Origin of the sequence: Noviherbaspirillum massiliense JC206 (assembly GCF_000312045.1) — a bacterium.
Taxonomy (GTDB): domain Bacteria; phylum Pseudomonadota; class Gammaproteobacteria; order Burkholderiales; family Burkholderiaceae_D; genus Noviherbaspirillum; species Noviherbaspirillum massiliense.
This window is the reverse complement of record NZ_HE978635.1, coordinates 217754-233500: the sequence shown is the minus strand read 5'-3', so window position 1 is coordinate 233500 and position 15747 is coordinate 217754. Positions and strand designations below refer to the sequence as shown.

The following is a 15747-nucleotide window of genomic DNA, read 5'->3' as shown; positions in this document are numbered from 1 at the left end:
TTGCCCGGCTAGACGAGGCTGCCGGGAACTGCCTTGCGTCTGCTGGTATCGATGCCGAGCACCCCGTTCAAGGGGCAATAACCCGACAACCCAGTGGCAAGCGCAACCAGTCCGGCCGCGCCTGCGATACCGCGCAGAAGAGGACGTTTGCGGGAAAGCAGGGCGTAAGCTGGCAGCGCCAGCCCGGCCATGAGCCGCGCTGCCTTGTCAGTGCCGCCGACGTTGTGCGGAATTGCCATTGCTGCCTCCGTTCCGGTATGGCGATTGCTGCCCAAACGCAGCCAACGGCCGCCTCATGACGAGCCGCAGCTTTCTTGAGAGCATGATTGCAAAGGAAAAGGCCGAATCCAGCCCGGCCCGGAAAAAGGCGGCCTGCTATACCGCTAGACCCGTGTCCCGCGGCTTTGTTATTACGTTATGCAGGTAGCTTGAGTTGGCTCAAGCGTGGCAAGGTGCGGGAAGAAGGATATTGCCGTGCAGCTAGAGTGCGAGCCTGGCTGAAAAGGAAGATGGCCGCAGCCGTCAGCTTCCGGGGCAGCACATTGCACCCCGGCGGGGAAATCCGGGCAAAATTTACATGCGACCAGCTCAGGGCGCAGAGCGATGCGCCGGCGGATTACGTACTAGCCACCGTCAGAAGTTGTAATGGTCCAAGGCAATCCGGGCCGACTCCGCCAGATCCGAGCCGATCGGGCTCATGACGGGCTGATCCTCTTCGTCGGCCGCCTTGCCGGCTTTTGCCGCCGTCGTCGCCAGTGCCGTCAACTGCTTGCGGATATGGCGGGACAGGGAGACGCGCTTCTGGGTTTTGCTGAGCGGGTAATGCCCCTGATAGCGGAATCCGTCTTCGAACAGGATTTGAAAATCGCACTGGTCATAGCCGGATTCGGGCGCGCAGCTTGCCCAATTGTCAAGCACCTTGTTGGCCGCTTCGATGGAAGTAACCCTTGCCTTCGATGGCATGCCATCCAGGCGTTCGATCACGACGCGAGAAACTTCCACTTTTTCACATGCTTCAGCTTCCACTTTTCATTCAACCTTGAAAAAATTTTCAGAAAATACCTAAATGGTGATGATTCCATGCATTATCAAGACCGTTTTTTCAGCGAAATGTTTCGTTCAAGCCAGGGGCTTGCCACTCATTCAATCCTTGCTTCCTGTCGGTATCCATGCAAGAAGCGTGCGCTCTTGCCTATCCAGCGCATGCGGATGGAATCAGCTGGCGTCGTGCTTCATGGATGGCACATGAAGAATGACGGCGAACCCTGCCGGGGGCCGTCATCACGGCCGCAGAGGGGCTCCCAGGTCTGGATTCCCCGGCCCGATGCGAAGGCCGGAGTCCATCTTGGCGGCTTAATGCGGGATTGCCCGGCTCCGCTTACGGATTTTTGCCAGCGGCCTTTTCACGCGGAGCAAGGAGGGTTTGGACAGACATGCAAGGACGGCGCGGAAACAAATCCGCCCCGTCCTGCAAGGATGCTTCCTATTGCACGGTCAGCTGCTTCCTGCCCCCGCCCTGCTTTTTCGGCAGGGTCAGTGTAAGAATGCCATCCTGGTATTTTGCTTCCGCACTGGCGTCATCGACTTCCTGCGGCAGCGCGAAGCTGCGGCTTTGCTGGCCGTAGAAGCGTTCGCTGCGCACCATGTTGCCGGCGCCCTTTGCTTCCTTTTCTTCTTTCACTTCTGCCTGGATCGATACCACGTTGCCTTCGATGGCGATCTTGATGTCTTCCTTCTTCGCGCCCGGCACTTCCGCCTTCACGGTATACGCCTGCTCGTTTTCCGAGACATCCATCCGGATCCGGGGCTCGCCTTCCATGCCGCGCCAGGGCGACGACATCGCAAAGTCCCGGAAGAAATCATCCATGTTGCGGAATGGGTCAAGGCGCATCATGTCGTTGAGCGCATTCATGCGCGTCAGGTTACCAGCCATAATCGACCTCCTTCTCTTGCAGTTTATGCATGTTTCGGTCCCGCTCTTCCCGTCCGGCTGCCCTGCCTGCCAAAGCGGTCATGGTCACGCGGCAGACCCATCGGCCCCAATGCATCGCCGACAGGCATATTGATGAGATCCGTGCCGATCCGTTCCATCTCGCGACTCCCCTGTAGCCGATGCCACCGCGGCTCACGACTTGCGCCGCTGGCTTTCGTTGATTGGCTGTTCGACGATCGCGCCGGTCATCAGCGACAGCTCCATCGCCAGCAGGTTGATGATGTCGTCTGCCGTCACGATGGCCATCAAGGTGCCGGCATCGGTCACGACCGGCATGCGCCGTATGCTGTGGCTGCGCATCAGGCGCAGCGTATCGACCAGCCCGGCATCTTCGCGCACCGTGACGATCGGCGCACTCATGATGTCGCCCGCAGTGAAAATGTTTGCTTCGATGCCGACGGCGATGGTGCCCAGCACGATGTCACGGTCGGTGATGATGCCAACGGGTATCTTTCCATTTTCCTTGCGCTCGACCACGATCACGTCCCCGACATGATTCCCGCGCATCAGCGCCGCGACTTCCGGCAGCGGCATGGAGGCTTCGCAGCTGACGACTGTCATGTTGCAGCATTCGTTGATCGGCATGGCATTCTCCCGAAGCGGTGCAGGCAAGCCCCAACTCAGCTTATGCGGCCTGACGCAGCGGCGTTTGAGTTCCATCAATGCCTTCCGCATGTCGCCTGATCTGCCAGTGCAGGCGTTCTCTCCTTTCTGTGGCGCATGCTGCCGCGCCGTTGACACGGCCTGCCAGTGTGAAGTCTGATCTGCATCAATGAACCTGACGCACGTCGCACGAAACTTAGAGGCATACGGCGTCGCCGGAATCTTCCCTGCCCTCCATGAAGACCCTTGAACCGACTGAGAAAGATGCATTGCTCACTGTTGACGTTCAAAATGATTTTGTCCCCGGCGGAAAACTGGCTGTACCGTCGGGGAATGAAGTGATTCCTTTCCTGAACCGTTATATCGAACTGTTTTCCCTGCGCGGATTGCCGGTCTATGCCACGCGCGACTGGCATCCGGCAAACCATTGCTCCTTCAAGCCGCAGGGCGGCATATGGCCGCCGCATTGCATTGCCGGCAGCCATGGCGCGCAGTTCGCGACCGGCCTGCGGCTCCCGCCCGATGCCATCATCGTGTCGAAAGCCACCGAACCCGATGCGGATGCCTATTCCGGCTTCGAGCAGACCGGACTGGCAAGCCAGTTGCGCGCACGCGGCGTGGAGCGGCTGTACATCGGCGGGCTGGCCACCGATTACTGCGTGCTGAACACGGTGATCGATGCGATGAAGGAAGGCTTCGAAGTCGTGCTGTTGCTGGATGCGATCGCCGCCGTCAATCTGTGCGCAGGTGATGGCGAGGCTGCCATCGAGGAAATGATCCAGCAGGGGGCGCAACCGGCCAGACTGGCCGAGCTGGAATCGGCCTCGCGTCTCGCCGCCCGGCCTCCCTTGTCAGGCCGGCGCGCAAATGGATCGTCCAGACGCGCAGCCGCACGCTGACCATGAAGCATTCTGCAGCGTTCCGCAGCATGCCGTGCCTGCCGCCTGCCTTGCGTCGTTCGAAAGCAAGATGAATACTGAATGGGGTGGCCGGCGCGGTGACGGCCTCATGTGGGCAATGATGCTGGAACAGCCGCACGCGCCGCTGCGTCCGCGCTGCATCCCGATTCCCTTCCCCGGCGAGCACGAGATCCTGATCCGCGTCGGCGCCTGCGGCGTGTGCCGCACCGACCTGCACATCGCGGATGGCGAACTGCCGCCGCACCGTTCTCCCGTCATCCTCGGCCATGAAGTCGTGGGCGTGGTCACCCATGTAGGCGAACTCGCGCACCAGTTTGCCGTCGGCGACCGGGTCGGCGTGCCTTGGCTGGGCGGCACCTGCGGCCATTGCGCATTCTGCGCCAGCGCCCATGAAAACCTGTGCGATGAGGCCCGCTTCACCGGCTACGACCGCAATGGCGGCTATGCGCAATACATGGTCGCCGATGCGCGCTACTGCTTTGCGCTGACGGCGCGCTACGACGACCAGCATGCCGCGCCCCTCCTGTGTGCCGGCCTGATCGGTTACCGCGCCTACGCCATGACAGGCGACGCGCGTCGCATCGGCCTGTACGGCTTCGGCGCGGCAGCCCACATCATCGCCCAGCTCGCGCAATGCCAGGACAGGCAAGTGTTCGCCTTCACCCGCCCGGGCGATACGCGCTCGCAGGAATTCGCGCGCGCGCTCGGCGCGGCCTGGGCCGGCGGTTCAGACGAAGCGTCGCCCGTGCCGCTGGATGCTGCCATCATCTTCGCTTCTGCCGGCGCGCTGGTGCCGCAGGCGCTGGCCGCTACCCGCAAAGGCGGCATCGTGGTCTGCGCCGGCATCCACATGAGCGACATCCCCGGCTTTCCCTATGCGCAGCTGTGGGGCGAGCGGGTGATCAGGTCGGTGGCCAACCTGACCCGCGCCGATGGCGAAGCCTTCTTTGCGCTGGCGCAGCAATGCGACTTGCGCATCGCCCCGGTGCCGTTTGCACTGCGCGACGCGAACCGGGCGCTCGATGCCTTGCGTGCCGGCGCCTTCGACGGAGCTGCGGTGCTCCTGCCGGATGCCTGAACTTTCCCGCGCTGGGGCAAAGGAGTGGCTCTGCGCTGACCGCAGGAAACAGGACATTCCCGGCGTCAGCATGATTCGCCCTCATGGACGGGGGCTTTGAGCATCCTCAAACCGCACGCCGCACGCTGCACCAACATAAGCCCATTACGACATGGAGGGACATCATGTTCAGGAAGATACTTGTGCCGACCGATGGGTCGGAGCTGTCCGGCAAGGCCATCAAGGCTGCCGTCGAACTTGCCGGCAAGATCGACGGCTCCATCGTCGGCTTGTGCGTATCCGAACCCTATCCCTACTCGCCGCTGTCTGAAGGCGCGATTGCCGGCGATGCCGCCACCTACGAAGCCAGGTCGCGCGAACTGGCGCAGCGCCATGTGCAAAAGGTCAAGGACGCCGCCGCAGCCGCCAACGTGCCCTGCGAAGCGATGGTCGCCCAATCCTTCAGTCCCTTTGAAGAGATCATCGACGTGGCCCGGAACAAGGGCTGCGACGTGATTTTCATGGCGTCGCACGGGCGCAAGGGACTGAACCGCCTGTTCATCGGCAGCGAGACGCAGAAGGTGCTGGCGCATTCGGACATCCCGGTGATGGTGTTCCGGTAACGCCACAGGCGCGTCCAGGCCGGCAAGCGGAGTAGAATGACGCTCCTGTTTTTCGTCGGATGCGTCATGATCCCGCTCACCGCCCTGCTCGCCTTCTTCGGCACTTCGATCCTGCTTGGCCTCGCGCCGGGCCCCGACAATATTTTCGTGCTGACGCAGTCGGCGCTGCGCGGCCGCGGCGCCGGCCTGCTGGTCACCCTCGGTCTGTGCACCGGCCTGGTCGTGCACACGCTGACCGTCTCGTTCGGCGTGGCCGCGATCTTTCAGGCCTCGACCCTGGCCTTCACCGCACTCAAGCTGGTGGGCGCCTGCTACCTGCTCTATCTCGCCTGGCAAGCCTTCCACGCCTCCGCCAGCGGCGTACACCTCGGCCAGCGCAGCTCGCTTGGCCCATGGCAGCTGTACCGGCGCGGCATCATCATGAACATCACCAATCCCAAGGTGTCGATCTTCTTCCTCGCCTTCCTGCCGCAGTTTGCCGATCCGGCACGCGGTTCCCTCACGCTGCAGATGATGCTGCTCGGCGGCCTGTTCATTCTCGCCACCCTACTGGTCTTCGGCGCCATCGCCTTGCTGGCCGGACTGCTTGGCCAGCGCCTGAGCCAGTCCGCGCGGGCCGAGCGCATCATGAACCGGGTGGCCGGTACCGTTTTCGCCGGTTTGGCACTGAAGCTTGCCACCACGCAGAGATGAACGGGGCGGCTGGCCCATGGCGTATTCATGCTGCCATGCGGCGAGTATCCTGCCGTCGGCAGCCCCTGTCGTTGCAGATGGCCCGGCCATGACAAGCTAGTGTTACTCGTTCCGCCGCCTGCGGCATGGTTTGGGCCTTGCATTTCTCTGCCTTCCGCCGGAGTGCGCCATGTGCGCGAGTTGCCGGTCGGATGATTGCTCTTGACGATGCATGGACGATGCGGGAACTGCGCACATGCATCCATGACTGGGAAAGCTTGTCGATGCATTCAACTGATCAACTATCTGCCTCGGGAAATAGCTCAGTAACACGCCTGCCAATTCGTCGGCAGCGTGCGTCCGGTCAGGACAACAGGTGATGGCGAGGCATGCCTACGGTCGCACGTTCGCCAGATTCCCCCTTACTGGCTCAAGGCTGACTGCTGACTGGCGGTTTGTTCGAGTATGTGAAGCATGCGCTTTGCTGCGGGCGACAGATAGCTGTCCTTCCGATAAGTCACTGCCAGTCTTCTTCGCATGGTCGTATCCCAAAGCTTTATTTCCTTCAGATGGACTCCCGCCGCCCCGCCGAGTTGGCGACGCGGGATAAAACTGAGCAATCCGGTTTCTGCAATCAAGGCTGGCAATATCAGCAGCATGCTGGCTTCCACCTTGACCTGTGGCCGGGGAAGCCCCTTTCGTTCGAATGTGTGATCCAGCCAGTCGCGAGTAGGGGCGCCGGCAGGCTGGAGCACCCATTGATACCGGGTGAGGTCTCCTAGTTTGACCTTGCCCTGAAACAGCTCGTGCCTGGCGTGCGCTGCGACAACGATCTGGTCTTCGGCAAGGAGATCGGAAGCGAACCTTGGATCCTTGCTGCTCTCGGTACCCACCATCAGATCCAGTTCTCCGGCCTGCAGCAGCGGCTTCATCGTATCCACCAGTCCCACCACGGTTTTCAGACTGACGTTGGGCGCTTCGTGCAGCAATTGTCTTGCGGCTGCCGGCAGAATGAATTGTGCGGCGGTCGGGACAATGCCGATCCGCACCTGGCCGGAGATCCCCTTGCCGAGTTCTGCAATCTCCCGCCGCGCATCTTCCATATCGAAGCGCATCCGCTGGGCCCACTTGAGAAGCACGGTGCCGGCAGAAGAGAGGCGAATGCCTCGACCCGCCTTTTCGAACAGCGGCGCCCCGCATGCTTCTTCGAGACGGCGAACGGCACTTGTCAGTGCGGGCTGCGTCCGGTGGAGTGCCTGAGCAGCCCGGCCCACATGCTGCAGTTCGGCAATTTTCTCGAAATAGCGCAGGTCGCGGAGGTCGACATCAAAAGCCATATTTATGGATTTGAAAAAATTATGAAATGGACTTACTGGATTATGTCACACACAATCGCCACGTACCCCTGCCCGGCCAGGAACTCCCTGAGAGCGCCAGGCCAAGACTTGAGGTGAGTACGGGTGCGAGCGAAACCGGCGAGGCCGACACGGGACTCGACCTGACATTCAAAACTACCTAGAACACTGGAGACTTCTGTGACCATCCTTTCACGCATTTTTCTTGCGGCTGCCTTGGCCGCAAGCGTGACCGGCGCTTCTGCGCAGGCCGACTATCCCAACAAGCCGATCCGCCTGATCGTCCCCTTCCCGCCGGGCGGCGGCACGGACATTCTCGCCCGCCTCGTGGGAAACAAGCTGCAGGAGAACCTCAAATGGGTCGTCGTGTTGGACAACCGGTCAGGCGCAGGCGGCAATATCGGCATGGACCTCGCGGCGAAATCGCCGGCCGATGGCTACACCGTTGTCATGGGCCAAACCAGCAACCTGGCCGTGAACCCAACGCTCTACGCCAGGCTGCCCTACAACCCGACAAAGGACTTTGCCCCGGTCACGACCGTGGCAACCGCACCGCTCGTCCTGGTTGTTCCCGCCAACTCGCCATTCAAGACACTGGGAGATGTCATTAGCGCGGCCAAGGCAAAACCGGGCGAGGTTACCTTTGCCTCCCCCGGGAACGGCACCGTCTCTCACCTGACCGGCGAACTTCTCCAGAAGACAGCGGGCGTCAAGTTTCAGCATGTGCCCTACAAGGGATCGTCCCAGGCGATCACCGACTTGCTGGGAGGGCAGGTGCAGCTCTACATGTCCTCGGTTCCTTCCGCGATTTCGCAAATCAAGAGCGGAAGAATCCGCCCGCTCGCCGTGACATCGGCCAGGCGTTCCGAAGATCTTCCCAACGTCCCGACCATCAATGAGTCCGGATACAAGGGCTTCGATGCAGTCACCTGGTTCGGCTTGCTGGTGCCCGCCGGTACGCCGCCCTCGATCGTTGCGCGCCTCAATACCGAGGTGAACAAAGTCCTCAAGATGAAGGATGTGCAGGAAAAGATCCGCGTGGAAGGCGGGGATGTACAAGGCAGTACCCCGGAAGAATTCGCTGCCCTGCTCAAGGCCGACATCGTCAAGTGGGGGCAAGTAGTCAGGGAGTCCGGCGCGAAGATCGATTGACTTGTTCCAACCATGCCGGGATGGAAAGCCATGGCGGGGCTGGCGCGCCCCGCTTCCATTTGTTTGTAGAGAGATCCGATGACAACCCAATCCAATGCCTTTCCCGAAATCCGACGCGACATATCGCGCGTCCGGCCTGAGATCGTCGCGCAGGCAGCGCAATTCCAGGCAGCCATCCTCGCCGACGTGAACGAGCGCCGCGGCGCGCTCCATGGACGGATTACCGCCGTCGCCCCGTCAATGAAGCTGGCCGGCCCTGCCATCACGGTCGAGGTCCGCCCCGGCGACAACCTGATGATCCATGCCGCAATGGCCATTGCGCGGCCCGGCGACGTATTGGTCATCGATGGAAAGGGAGACCTGAGTTCCGCGCTCATGGGCGCGATCATGATGAATCAAGCCAAGGCAATGGGCCTGGCCGGGGTGGTGATCGACGGCGCAGTGCGCGATGTCCTGGAGCTGAGGGAATTGGGTCTCCCGGTATTTGCAGTGGGGATGAATCCGAATGGCCCGACCAAGAACATTCCCGGACGGGTCAACTGGCCCGTCTCCGTCGGCGGCACTACGGTCCAGCCCGGCGATCTGATCGTCGGCGATGCCGACGGCGTGGTCGTGATCGAACGCGAAAAGGCGGCTGCCCTGCTTGGTGCTGCAGCCCAAAAAGTGGCCGATGAAACCAAGCGGCTGCATGGCATCCGCAGCGGCGAGCAGCTGCGGCCAAGCTGGCTGGATGGCGCGCTGCGCAAGGCTGGCGTACTGAAGGAAGGAGAGGCATTGTGAGCCGATCGGCAGTCAGCAGAGGCGTCGTCCTCGTCACCGGTGCCGACCTGGCGCCCCAGGCGGTTTTACTGTTGCGGGGATATGAGCTGATCTATGCCGGCAAGACACCGGGCGAAGACGATCTGGTCCGTCTTTGCGAGGAGCATCAGCCGGTGGCCATTATCGTGCGGTACGGCCGCATCACTAAACGCATCATGGACGCGAGCCGTTCGCTGCGTGTCATTTCAAAGCATGGCACCGGAATCGACACCATCGACGTCGCCGCCGCGAGGGACCGCGGGATTGCGGTGAAGGCGGCTGCCGGGGCCAATGCACCTGCGGTGGCGGAGCACACGTGGGCATTGATCTTCGCATGTGCAAAGGATGTTGTCCGCCTGGATCAGCGCATGCGGCAAGGCCATTGGGACAAGGCCACGCACAAGAGCCTGGAGCTGAAAGACAGGACACTCGGGCTGGTCGGCCTCGGAGCCATCGGTACACGTGTCGCCGAGACTGCGCTTGCGCTCGGCATGCAGGTCATGGCCTATGATCCGTATGCGTCGCGGGTCCCATCAGGGATCGGCATGGTCGATCTGGACACCTTGATGGCGCAATCGGATGTACTGTCCCTGCATTGCCCTCTGACCGATGAAAACCGGCACATGATCAATGCCCAGGCGCTGGCCAGGATGAAAGATGGCGCGATTCTGATTAACACCGCGCGCGGAGGCCTCATCGATGAGGAGGCCCTGGCGGCTGCGCTGACTAGCGGGAAGCTGAGAGCCGCCGGGCTGGATTGCTTCGAGAAAGAACCGCTTACCGCACCGCATCGCTTCCAGGACATCGGCAACGTCATCCTCAGCCCGCATATCGGCGGCGTCACCAGCAATGCTTACGTTGCGATGGGGACTGGCGCGGCAAGCAATGTTCTGGCTGTTCTGGAAACCGAAAGCACGGCGGGCTGACAAATCCGGACTTGCCGATCCGCCGCACCGAATCGCATGCGACGGATCGGACTAGGCAGGAGAAAGAGTGATATGGAGACCACCATTCTTAATGAACAGCAACTGGAGAAGGAAACCATCCGAAAGGTGAGCCTTCGTCTCGTTCCCTTCCTGATGCTGTGTTACCTGTTTGCCTTCATTGATCGCGGCAACATTGGCATGGCCGCCCTGCAGATGAATCATGACCTCGGGCTTTCGCCCAAAATGTTCGGATTCGCCAGCAGCCTGTTCTTCATTTCCTACTTTATCTTTGAGGTGCCGAGCAACCTCGCGCTGCAACGCTTCGGTGCCCGCAAATGGCTGGCCCGCATCATGATTACCTGGGGGCTGGTCTCTGCATGCATGGCCCTTGTGCAAGGGCCGAACTCACTATATGTCTTGCGTTTTGTCCTGGGCGCCGCCGAAGCAGGCTTCTTTCCCGGCGTGATCCTTTACCTGACTTACTGGATACCCTCTGCCTATCGCGCCCGGATCGTCGCCATCTTCATGGTGGCGATACCGGCGGCCAGCTTCATCAGTTCGCCGGTCTCCGCGATGCTGATGCAAATGGACGGTGTGCTGGGATTGCGCGGCTGGCACTGGCTCTTTTTGTTCGAAGGTTTGCCGACCGTGCTGCTGGGTCTGGTGTGTCTCTTCTTCCTGACGAACCAGCCAAGGGAAGCGAAATGGCTGACGGAGCAGCAGCGTGAATGGCTGGCACGCCGCATCGAAAGCGAACGCGCGAAACGCGGTGCAGGCAGTCATTTGTCTCTCTGGAAGCTGTTCAGTAATCCGCGAGTCTGGGGCATGGCGCTGGTCTGTTCATGTGCCTCGGCGGCCGGTTCGATATTGGGGGTATGGCAGCCGCAACTTCTGAAATCCTTCGGCTTGACCGTGATGCAAACCGGCATGCTGAACTCGGTACCCTATGCCGCCGCATCCGTGCTGATGGTTTGGTGGGGCCGGCATTCCGACCGCACAAGGGAGCAGCGCTGGCATACGGCCATCCCGCTGCTGCTGATCGCCGCTGGCCTGGGTTCAACTCTGCTGACCGGCGCGCTCATACCTGTTATCGCCATGCTGTGCATGATTCTGATCGGCGCCTATTCATTCAAGGGGCCGTTCTGGGCCCTGGCGTCGGGCTGGCTGGCATCAGGCTCGGCCGCAGCGGGTCTGGCCGGAATCAATGCGGTATCCAATCTGATTGGCGGCAGATTAATGGTTAACGTGTATGGATGGGTCAAAGAAGTGACTGGAAGCTATGCGCTTGCCTTAATGCCGCTCGCACTGCTCTCCTTCATCAGCGTAGTGACGCTGCTGTACTTAAGCCGAAAGCCGGCGGCTGGTACACCCATGCCCAAGGCGGAAACGGTCGCATGAGCAGAACCCCAGGCCCGCGCAGGCTGGCGGGTCGCCACGGAACAGCAAACTCTGGCAGGCATGATAGTGGGCGGCCGTCCGCCTCCTCGCGTCCCCGGCCCGGATGCAGCCCCGACTTGTCCGGATAAGGGAGGTCTGATGCAGGAGCCATGAAACATGGCGTCCTGTCTTTTCGGATTGCCCCCCCTTTATTACCCGCCCCTCCTCCAATCCTCCCCTGTCCTTGCCTTGCTGGCGGATGTTCCGCGAAACGGAAATGGGGAATGCCCGCACTGCATGTGCCTGTGCCGGACCGAAAGCCGCTAGCCGCTAACTTTTTCCTTTCAGCATGTATGCGCCGGTGCGGCGACATTTTTTGTACCCGCGCGGCCAAGCACCCGGAATCGGGCCGCACACGAGTTAGAATCGGACCCTTGCTGCTTTTCGCAGCAGGTCTTTTCCGAAACGCTCTCACCACAATCCTGATAGCAAGCCATGTCGATCGTCTATTCCAGCCTGAACCATGCCCTGCGCGTTCCCCTGGCGGCCGAAATCCATTCCCGGCCTTCGCTGGCGGTAGATGCACCGGAAAGCATCAGTCACCTGGCCGTCTATGCCCGCGACGGCACCGATCCGGCGGTATCGAATTCCGCTGCCCAGCATGCGCTGCTCGCCGCCCTGTGCTCTCATTTCGGCGTGGCCGCTCCCGGCCCGGAAGCGAATTATTTTTCCCATGACTTCGGGCGCTTTCGGCTGAAGTGGGAATGCCATACCGAATTCGCGACCTACACCTTTGCCGAGCGCCATGCGCAGGATGTTTCGGTCACGGAAGCCTTCTCCCGCGTGCCGGTGTGCCAGATCCCGCAGGATTGGCTGATGGGACTGCAAGGCAAGCTGATGGTGGCGGCGCATGTGGTAGTGGACAGGAGCGGCGGGCCGACCGAAGTCTTTGCCGAAAGCCTGCGCCGGTTGTTTACCGGGAACACGCTGGTTGGCAGCCGTGTGCTCGAAGGCGGCGAAATCTGGACTGATTTCCTGATCCAGTCTGACGGCTTCAGCCGATTCGTGGTGCGCGACCTCGGCTTGCGCGAGCAGCAGGCGAGCCGCCTGGTGCAGCGCGTGCTGGAAATCGAGACTTACCGCATGATGGCGCTGCTCGGCCTGCCGCATGCGCAGCGCGCCTCTCCCGTCCTGAATGCCATCGAGGGCGAGCTGACCACGCTGACCGCGGCCATGGTCGACATCGACGAAGCCATCGGCAACGACCAGCCGGCGATGGAAGTGATCGACGAGCAAGCCCTGTTGCGCAACATCACCGGGCTCGCCGCCCGCGTGGAAAAGCTTTCGCTGGACAACAATTACCGCTTCGCGGCATCGGAAGCCTATTTCCGCCTGGTGTACGCACGCATCGACGAATTGCGCGAAGAGCGCATCGAAGGCTTCCCGACCATCGGCGAATTCATGGACCGGCGCCTGACGCCGGCAATGAATACCTGTGCCGCGATCGCGCGCCGGCAGGAAGCATTGGCCCGGCGCATTGCGCATACCAATGACTTGCTGCGCACCCGCGTCGGCATCGTGCAGGAACAACAGAACAAGCAGATCCTGCAATCGATGAACGCGCGCGCGGCGCAGCAGGTAAAGCTGCAGCAGGCGGTGGAAGGTTTGTCGGTGGCCGCGATTTCCTACTACATGGCCGGCCTGCTGAACTATGCGGGCAAGGCCACCAAGGCAGCCGGGCTGCAGATCAACCCCGATGTCGCCACCGGTATACTGGTGCCGCTGATCGCCATCGGCGTCTGGCTGGGCTTGCGGCGCATGCACAAGCGCATCGATGTGGTGTGATCCGGTTGTGCCTGCGAGATGAAGCAGGACGAAGGTTCGCGAAAGTTAAGCTTGATCAAAACCGGCCTGCGGCAGGCAAGGACAATGGGAAGTCGTCACGTTCTTCCCGTTCAACCCGCCTGCTTCCGCTCAGGATCTTCCCTATACCGCCTGCGGAATGCGTGCCCATCTGCAGGAGCCCGGAATGGAAGCCATCCTCACAGGCATCGATGAAAACTGGGTCGTCCTGTTCTATCTCGCCTGTACCGTCGCAGTAGGATGGTGGGCAGCCTATCGTTAAACACCCGAAGCGCCACAACTATTTTCCTTTCCGACAGTTCCTGACAGGCTCCTACCGGCCTTTGCCTAAATAATCCAGAGCGTCTTCGCCGCAAAAGACGATTCATCCGCCTTCCCCGGCGCCCTCAAGCTTTGCGCGATCCATCCGTAAACGAGCCAGCAAGTCCCCCCGCGTAGTTGAATGCACGGCGCGGGAAATCGATGCAATCGCCGCCAGGAGCAGAAGCAGACTGATCATATTGGCGCTGCTGGTCGTGGCTTTCGGCACTGCCTGCGCATGGTGGCTTACTGCCGGGATCACCCGTCCGCTGCAGAAGGCTGTCGCAGTGGCGTGCCGCGTGGCCGATGGCGACCTCACGGCTTCCATGCAGGAAGAATTCCACCAGCGATCGAAAGGTGAAGCGGCGCAGCTGCTGCGATCGCTGCATGACATGAATGGCAGCCTGGTAAAGATCGTGAGCGAAGTCCGTACCGGCACGGAAATGATCGCGACCGCATCCGCGCAGATCGCCGCCGGCAACCAGAACCTGTCGTCCTGCACCGAGCAGCAGGCCAGCTCGCTGGAAGAAACCGCTTCGTCCATGGAAGAGCTGACCTCGACCGTGAAGCGGAATGCCGACAATGCACGCCAGGCCAACCAGCTTGCCGTCCCCGCCTCCGCGGTGGCTTCGCAGGGTGGCCAGATCGTGGCGCAGGTGGTCGATACAATGGAGTCGATCAAGAGTTCTTCCGGCAAGATCGTCGACATCATCGCTGTCATCGACGGCATCGCCTTCCAGACCAATATCCTCGCGCTGAATGCCGCCGTCGAAGCGGCGCGCGCCGGTGAACAGGGACGGGGCTTCGCGGTAGTGGCAACCGAGGTACGGAACCTGGCGCAGCGTTCCGCAGCCGCGGTCCGCGACGCCAAGACGCTGATCGAAGACTCGGTCGGCAAGGTGGATGCGGCCCGGGTCGCGAGCTGGTTCATCTGGCGAACAATCCTGCGCTCATCCGCGCCTGAGTGTCCTCCGCAAGCCTGAAAGGAGAAGGAAGTTGGGTGCGCCGTGCGCACCCTGCAATGTCGGTGCGCGCGGCGCACCCTGCTGGAAGAAGGCGTGCCTATGCGCGGCGCCTGCTTCCATCCCACAATCGGCGTGCAACGCTGGCATGCCACGCGGCGCTGGATGCCGATGGGGCTGTGGGATATCGATTGCGCAAGGGCATGCGCCGGATAGTGCACCAGCGGATGCCGGATGCGTTCATGCTGGTGCAGCAGCGGCTGCATGGGACGCGCGGGTGACGCACGCTGGCCACCGGGTAGGCGGACACGGTCCCCGCCCGCGGGCTCAGGCTTGCAGCCTGCGGCTGATATCCTTGGCCGTGTCGAGGTGCTGACTCAGCGTGCGCGCGCTCTTCTCGGCAAAGCTCTTGATCTCGGCATCGCTTTCCTGTTCGGCGTAATGCCTGAACGCCTTGACATCCTTTTCATGGTCCTTGGCGTTGTGTTCCATGAATTTGCGGTCGAAGTCCGCGCCGGAGAGCCTGGACATATCCTTGGCGGTCGACTGCTGCTCGGAACTGACATCCTTTGGCAGCGCGAACTTCATCCTGCCTGCGTGGCGTTCGATTTCCTGTCCCATCTGACCATGCTCTTCGATCATGCGCTGCGCGAACATCTTGATGTCCTGGTTCGTTGTCTTTTGCAGCGCCATTTCGCATAGTTCGATCTCGGCCAGCGAATCCTGCAGCGCCTGTGCAAGGAATTCGCTGCCGCCGCTCGTGTACGCGGAGCGCGCGGGCTCGTCGAGCATCCGGCCGAATGCCTGGCTTACATCGGCCGGCGTCTGGAATTCCTCATCCGGCAATTGGTCAAGCGAGGCGCACACGTTTTCGTCGGCGCCCCGGGTTTTCGCGTTTTCGATCAGCGTGGCCTTGTTTGCCGGGTAATCGACACCCTTGAGAAATTTCTGGATCTGAACCGGGTTGACATGCGCCATGACGACCCCCATATACACACTAGTACAGCGAACAGCGACAGCCTTGCAGCCCTCGCAGGAAAATGCTGTGACTGCCCCCCGCATATCGGAGTTGCCAGTATTTTCAAGGCCTCTCGCGCCAGGCGACAACAATGTACGCCAGTCCCTGCGTATAGGTGGATCGGTATT

At 61.4% G+C, this 15747-nt stretch carries 15 protein-coding genes and 1 pseudogene; 10 read left to right on the top strand and 6 right to left on the bottom strand.

The features are described from left to right. Positions 1–8 precede the first annotated feature (8 nt). The 4 genes from HGHM_RS16590 to HGHM_RS23410 all read right to left on the bottom strand — a co-directional run bounded on the left by HGHM_RS16590 (position 9) and on the right by HGHM_RS23410 (position 2578). A complete protein-coding gene (locus HGHM_RS16590; RefSeq protein ID WP_019142682.1) occupies positions 9–239 on the bottom strand; it encodes a YgaP family membrane protein in 231 nt (76 codons plus the stop codon). Between the two features lie 394 nt (positions 240–633). Continuing rightward, complete coding sequence (locus HGHM_RS16585; protein ID WP_148415716.1) at positions 634–1002, bottom strand: hypothetical protein; 369 nt, start codon at positions 1000–1002, stop codon at positions 634–636. 481 nt (positions 1003–1483) lie between these two features. Continuing rightward, positions 1484–1933 carry an Hsp20/alpha crystallin family protein gene (locus HGHM_RS16580; protein ID WP_019142680.1) on the bottom strand — a complete coding sequence of 150 codons (450 nt, stop codon included), beginning with the start codon at positions 1931–1933 and terminating at the stop codon, positions 1484–1486. A gap of 192 nt (positions 1934–2125) precedes the next feature. Then, the gene (locus tag HGHM_RS23410; RefSeq protein ID WP_026076120.1) at positions 2126–2578 is read right to left on the bottom strand and encodes a CBS domain-containing protein; all 453 of its coding nucleotides are present in this window, start codon (positions 2576–2578) and stop codon (positions 2126–2128) included. Between the two features lie 254 nt (positions 2579–2832). Here HGHM_RS23410 and HGHM_RS16565 point away from each other — a divergent pair, with 254 nt between their 5' ends. The 4 genes from HGHM_RS16565 to HGHM_RS16550 all read left to right on the top strand — a co-directional run bounded on the left by HGHM_RS16565 (position 2833) and on the right by HGHM_RS16550 (position 5889). Then, entirely contained in the window at positions 2833–3495 is a 663-nt protein-coding gene (locus HGHM_RS16565; RefSeq protein ID WP_019142677.1) for a nicotinamidase, read from the top strand. Positions 3496–3604: 109 nt separating this feature from the next. Then, a complete protein-coding gene (locus tag HGHM_RS16560; RefSeq protein ID WP_026076119.1) occupies positions 3605–4594 on the top strand; it encodes a zinc-dependent alcohol dehydrogenase family protein in 990 nt (329 codons plus the stop codon). A gap of 164 nt (positions 4595–4758) precedes the next feature. Then, positions 4759–5196 (top strand): universal stress protein, encoded by a 438-nt coding sequence (locus HGHM_RS16555; protein ID WP_026076118.1) that lies wholly within the window; start codon positions 4759–4761, stop codon positions 5194–5196. A 66-nt stretch (positions 5197–5262) separates the two neighbouring features. Continuing rightward, positions 5263–5889: a LysE family translocator gene (locus tag HGHM_RS16550; protein WP_026076117.1), complete on the top strand. Its 627-nt coding sequence runs from the start codon at positions 5263–5265 to the stop codon at positions 5887–5889. 401 nt (positions 5890–6290) lie between these two features. Here HGHM_RS16550 and HGHM_RS16545 read toward each other — a convergent pair whose 3' ends face one another. Then, the gene (locus HGHM_RS16545) at positions 6291–7205 is read right to left on the bottom strand and encodes a LysR substrate-binding domain-containing protein (protein ID WP_019142673.1); all 915 of its coding nucleotides are present in this window, start codon (positions 7203–7205) and stop codon (positions 6291–6293) included. A gap of 198 nt (positions 7206–7403) precedes the next feature. Here HGHM_RS16545 and HGHM_RS16535 point away from each other — a divergent pair, with 198 nt between their 5' ends. From HGHM_RS16535 to HGHM_RS21675, 6 genes and pseudogenes are all read left to right on the top strand, one after another. Continuing rightward, positions 7404–8375 carry a Bug family tripartite tricarboxylate transporter substrate binding protein gene (locus tag HGHM_RS16535; RefSeq protein WP_019142671.1) on the top strand — a complete coding sequence of 324 codons (972 nt, stop codon included), beginning with the start codon at positions 7404–7406 and terminating at the stop codon, positions 8373–8375. 78 nt (positions 8376–8453) lie between these two features. Then, the gene (locus HGHM_RS16530; RefSeq protein WP_019142670.1) at positions 8454–9155 is read left to right on the top strand and encodes an RraA family protein; all 702 of its coding nucleotides are present in this window, start codon (positions 8454–8456) and stop codon (positions 9153–9155) included. Next, positions 9152–10099: a hydroxyacid dehydrogenase gene (locus HGHM_RS16525; RefSeq protein ID WP_019142669.1), complete on the top strand. Its 948-nt coding sequence runs from the start codon at positions 9152–9154 to the stop codon at positions 10097–10099. Before HGHM_RS16530 ends, HGHM_RS16525 begins: the two co-directional genes overlap by 4 nt. Positions 10100–10171: 72 nt before the next feature. Further along, entirely contained in the window at positions 10172–11497 is a 1326-nt protein-coding gene (locus tag HGHM_RS16520) for an MFS transporter (protein ID WP_019142668.1), read from the top strand. 474 nt (positions 11498–11971) lie between these two features. Further along, positions 11972–13321, top strand: a complete 1350-nt coding sequence (locus HGHM_RS16515) for a DUF3422 family protein (protein WP_019142667.1) — start codon at positions 11972–11974, stop codon at positions 13319–13321. 395 nt (positions 13322–13716) lie between these two features. Next, positions 13717–14544, top strand: a pseudogene (locus tag HGHM_RS21675) (methyl-accepting chemotaxis protein); the annotation flags it as partial. Positions 14545–14928: 384 nt separating this feature from the next. On the opposite strand, the gene HGHM_RS22855 reads toward HGHM_RS21675, so the two are convergent. After that, entirely contained in the window at positions 14929–15579 is a 651-nt protein-coding gene (locus HGHM_RS22855; protein ID WP_148415711.1) for a DUF4142 domain-containing protein, read from the bottom strand. Positions 15580–15747 lie beyond the last annotated feature (168 nt).

Coding starts and splice junctions, on each gene's coding strand:
- HGHM_RS16590 (WP_019142682.1), bottom strand. CDS start 239: ATGGCAATTCCGCACAACGTCGGCGGCACTGACAAGGCAGCGCGGCTC.
- HGHM_RS16520 (WP_019142668.1), top strand. CDS start 10,172: ATGGAGACCACCATTCTTAATGAACAGCAACTGGAGAAGGAAACCATC.
- HGHM_RS16530 (WP_019142670.1), top strand. CDS start 8,454: ATGACAACCCAATCCAATGCCTTTCCCGAAATCCGACGCGACATATCG.
- HGHM_RS22855 (WP_148415711.1), bottom strand. CDS start 15,579: ATGGCGCATGTCAACCCGGTTCAGATCCAGAAATTTCTCAAGGGTGTC.
- HGHM_RS16515 (WP_019142667.1), top strand. CDS start 11,972: ATGTCGATCGTCTATTCCAGCCTGAACCATGCCCTGCGCGTTCCCCTG.
- HGHM_RS16555 (WP_026076118.1), top strand. CDS start 4,759: ATGTTCAGGAAGATACTTGTGCCGACCGATGGGTCGGAGCTGTCCGGC.
- HGHM_RS16550 (WP_026076117.1), top strand. CDS start 5,263: ATGATCCCGCTCACCGCCCTGCTCGCCTTCTTCGGCACTTCGATCCTG.
- HGHM_RS16545 (WP_019142673.1), bottom strand. CDS start 7,205: ATGGCTTTTGATGTCGACCTCCGCGACCTGCGCTATTTCGAGAAAATT.
- HGHM_RS16565 (WP_019142677.1), top strand. CDS start 2,833: ATGAAGACCCTTGAACCGACTGAGAAAGATGCATTGCTCACTGTTGAC.
- HGHM_RS16580 (WP_019142680.1), bottom strand. CDS start 1,933: ATGGCTGGTAACCTGACGCGCATGAATGCGCTCAACGACATGATGCGC.
- HGHM_RS23410 (WP_026076120.1), bottom strand. CDS start 2,578: ATGCCGATCAACGAATGCTGCAACATGACAGTCGTCAGCTGCGAAGCC.
- HGHM_RS16560 (WP_026076119.1), top strand. CDS start 3,605: ATGTGGGCAATGATGCTGGAACAGCCGCACGCGCCGCTGCGTCCGCGC.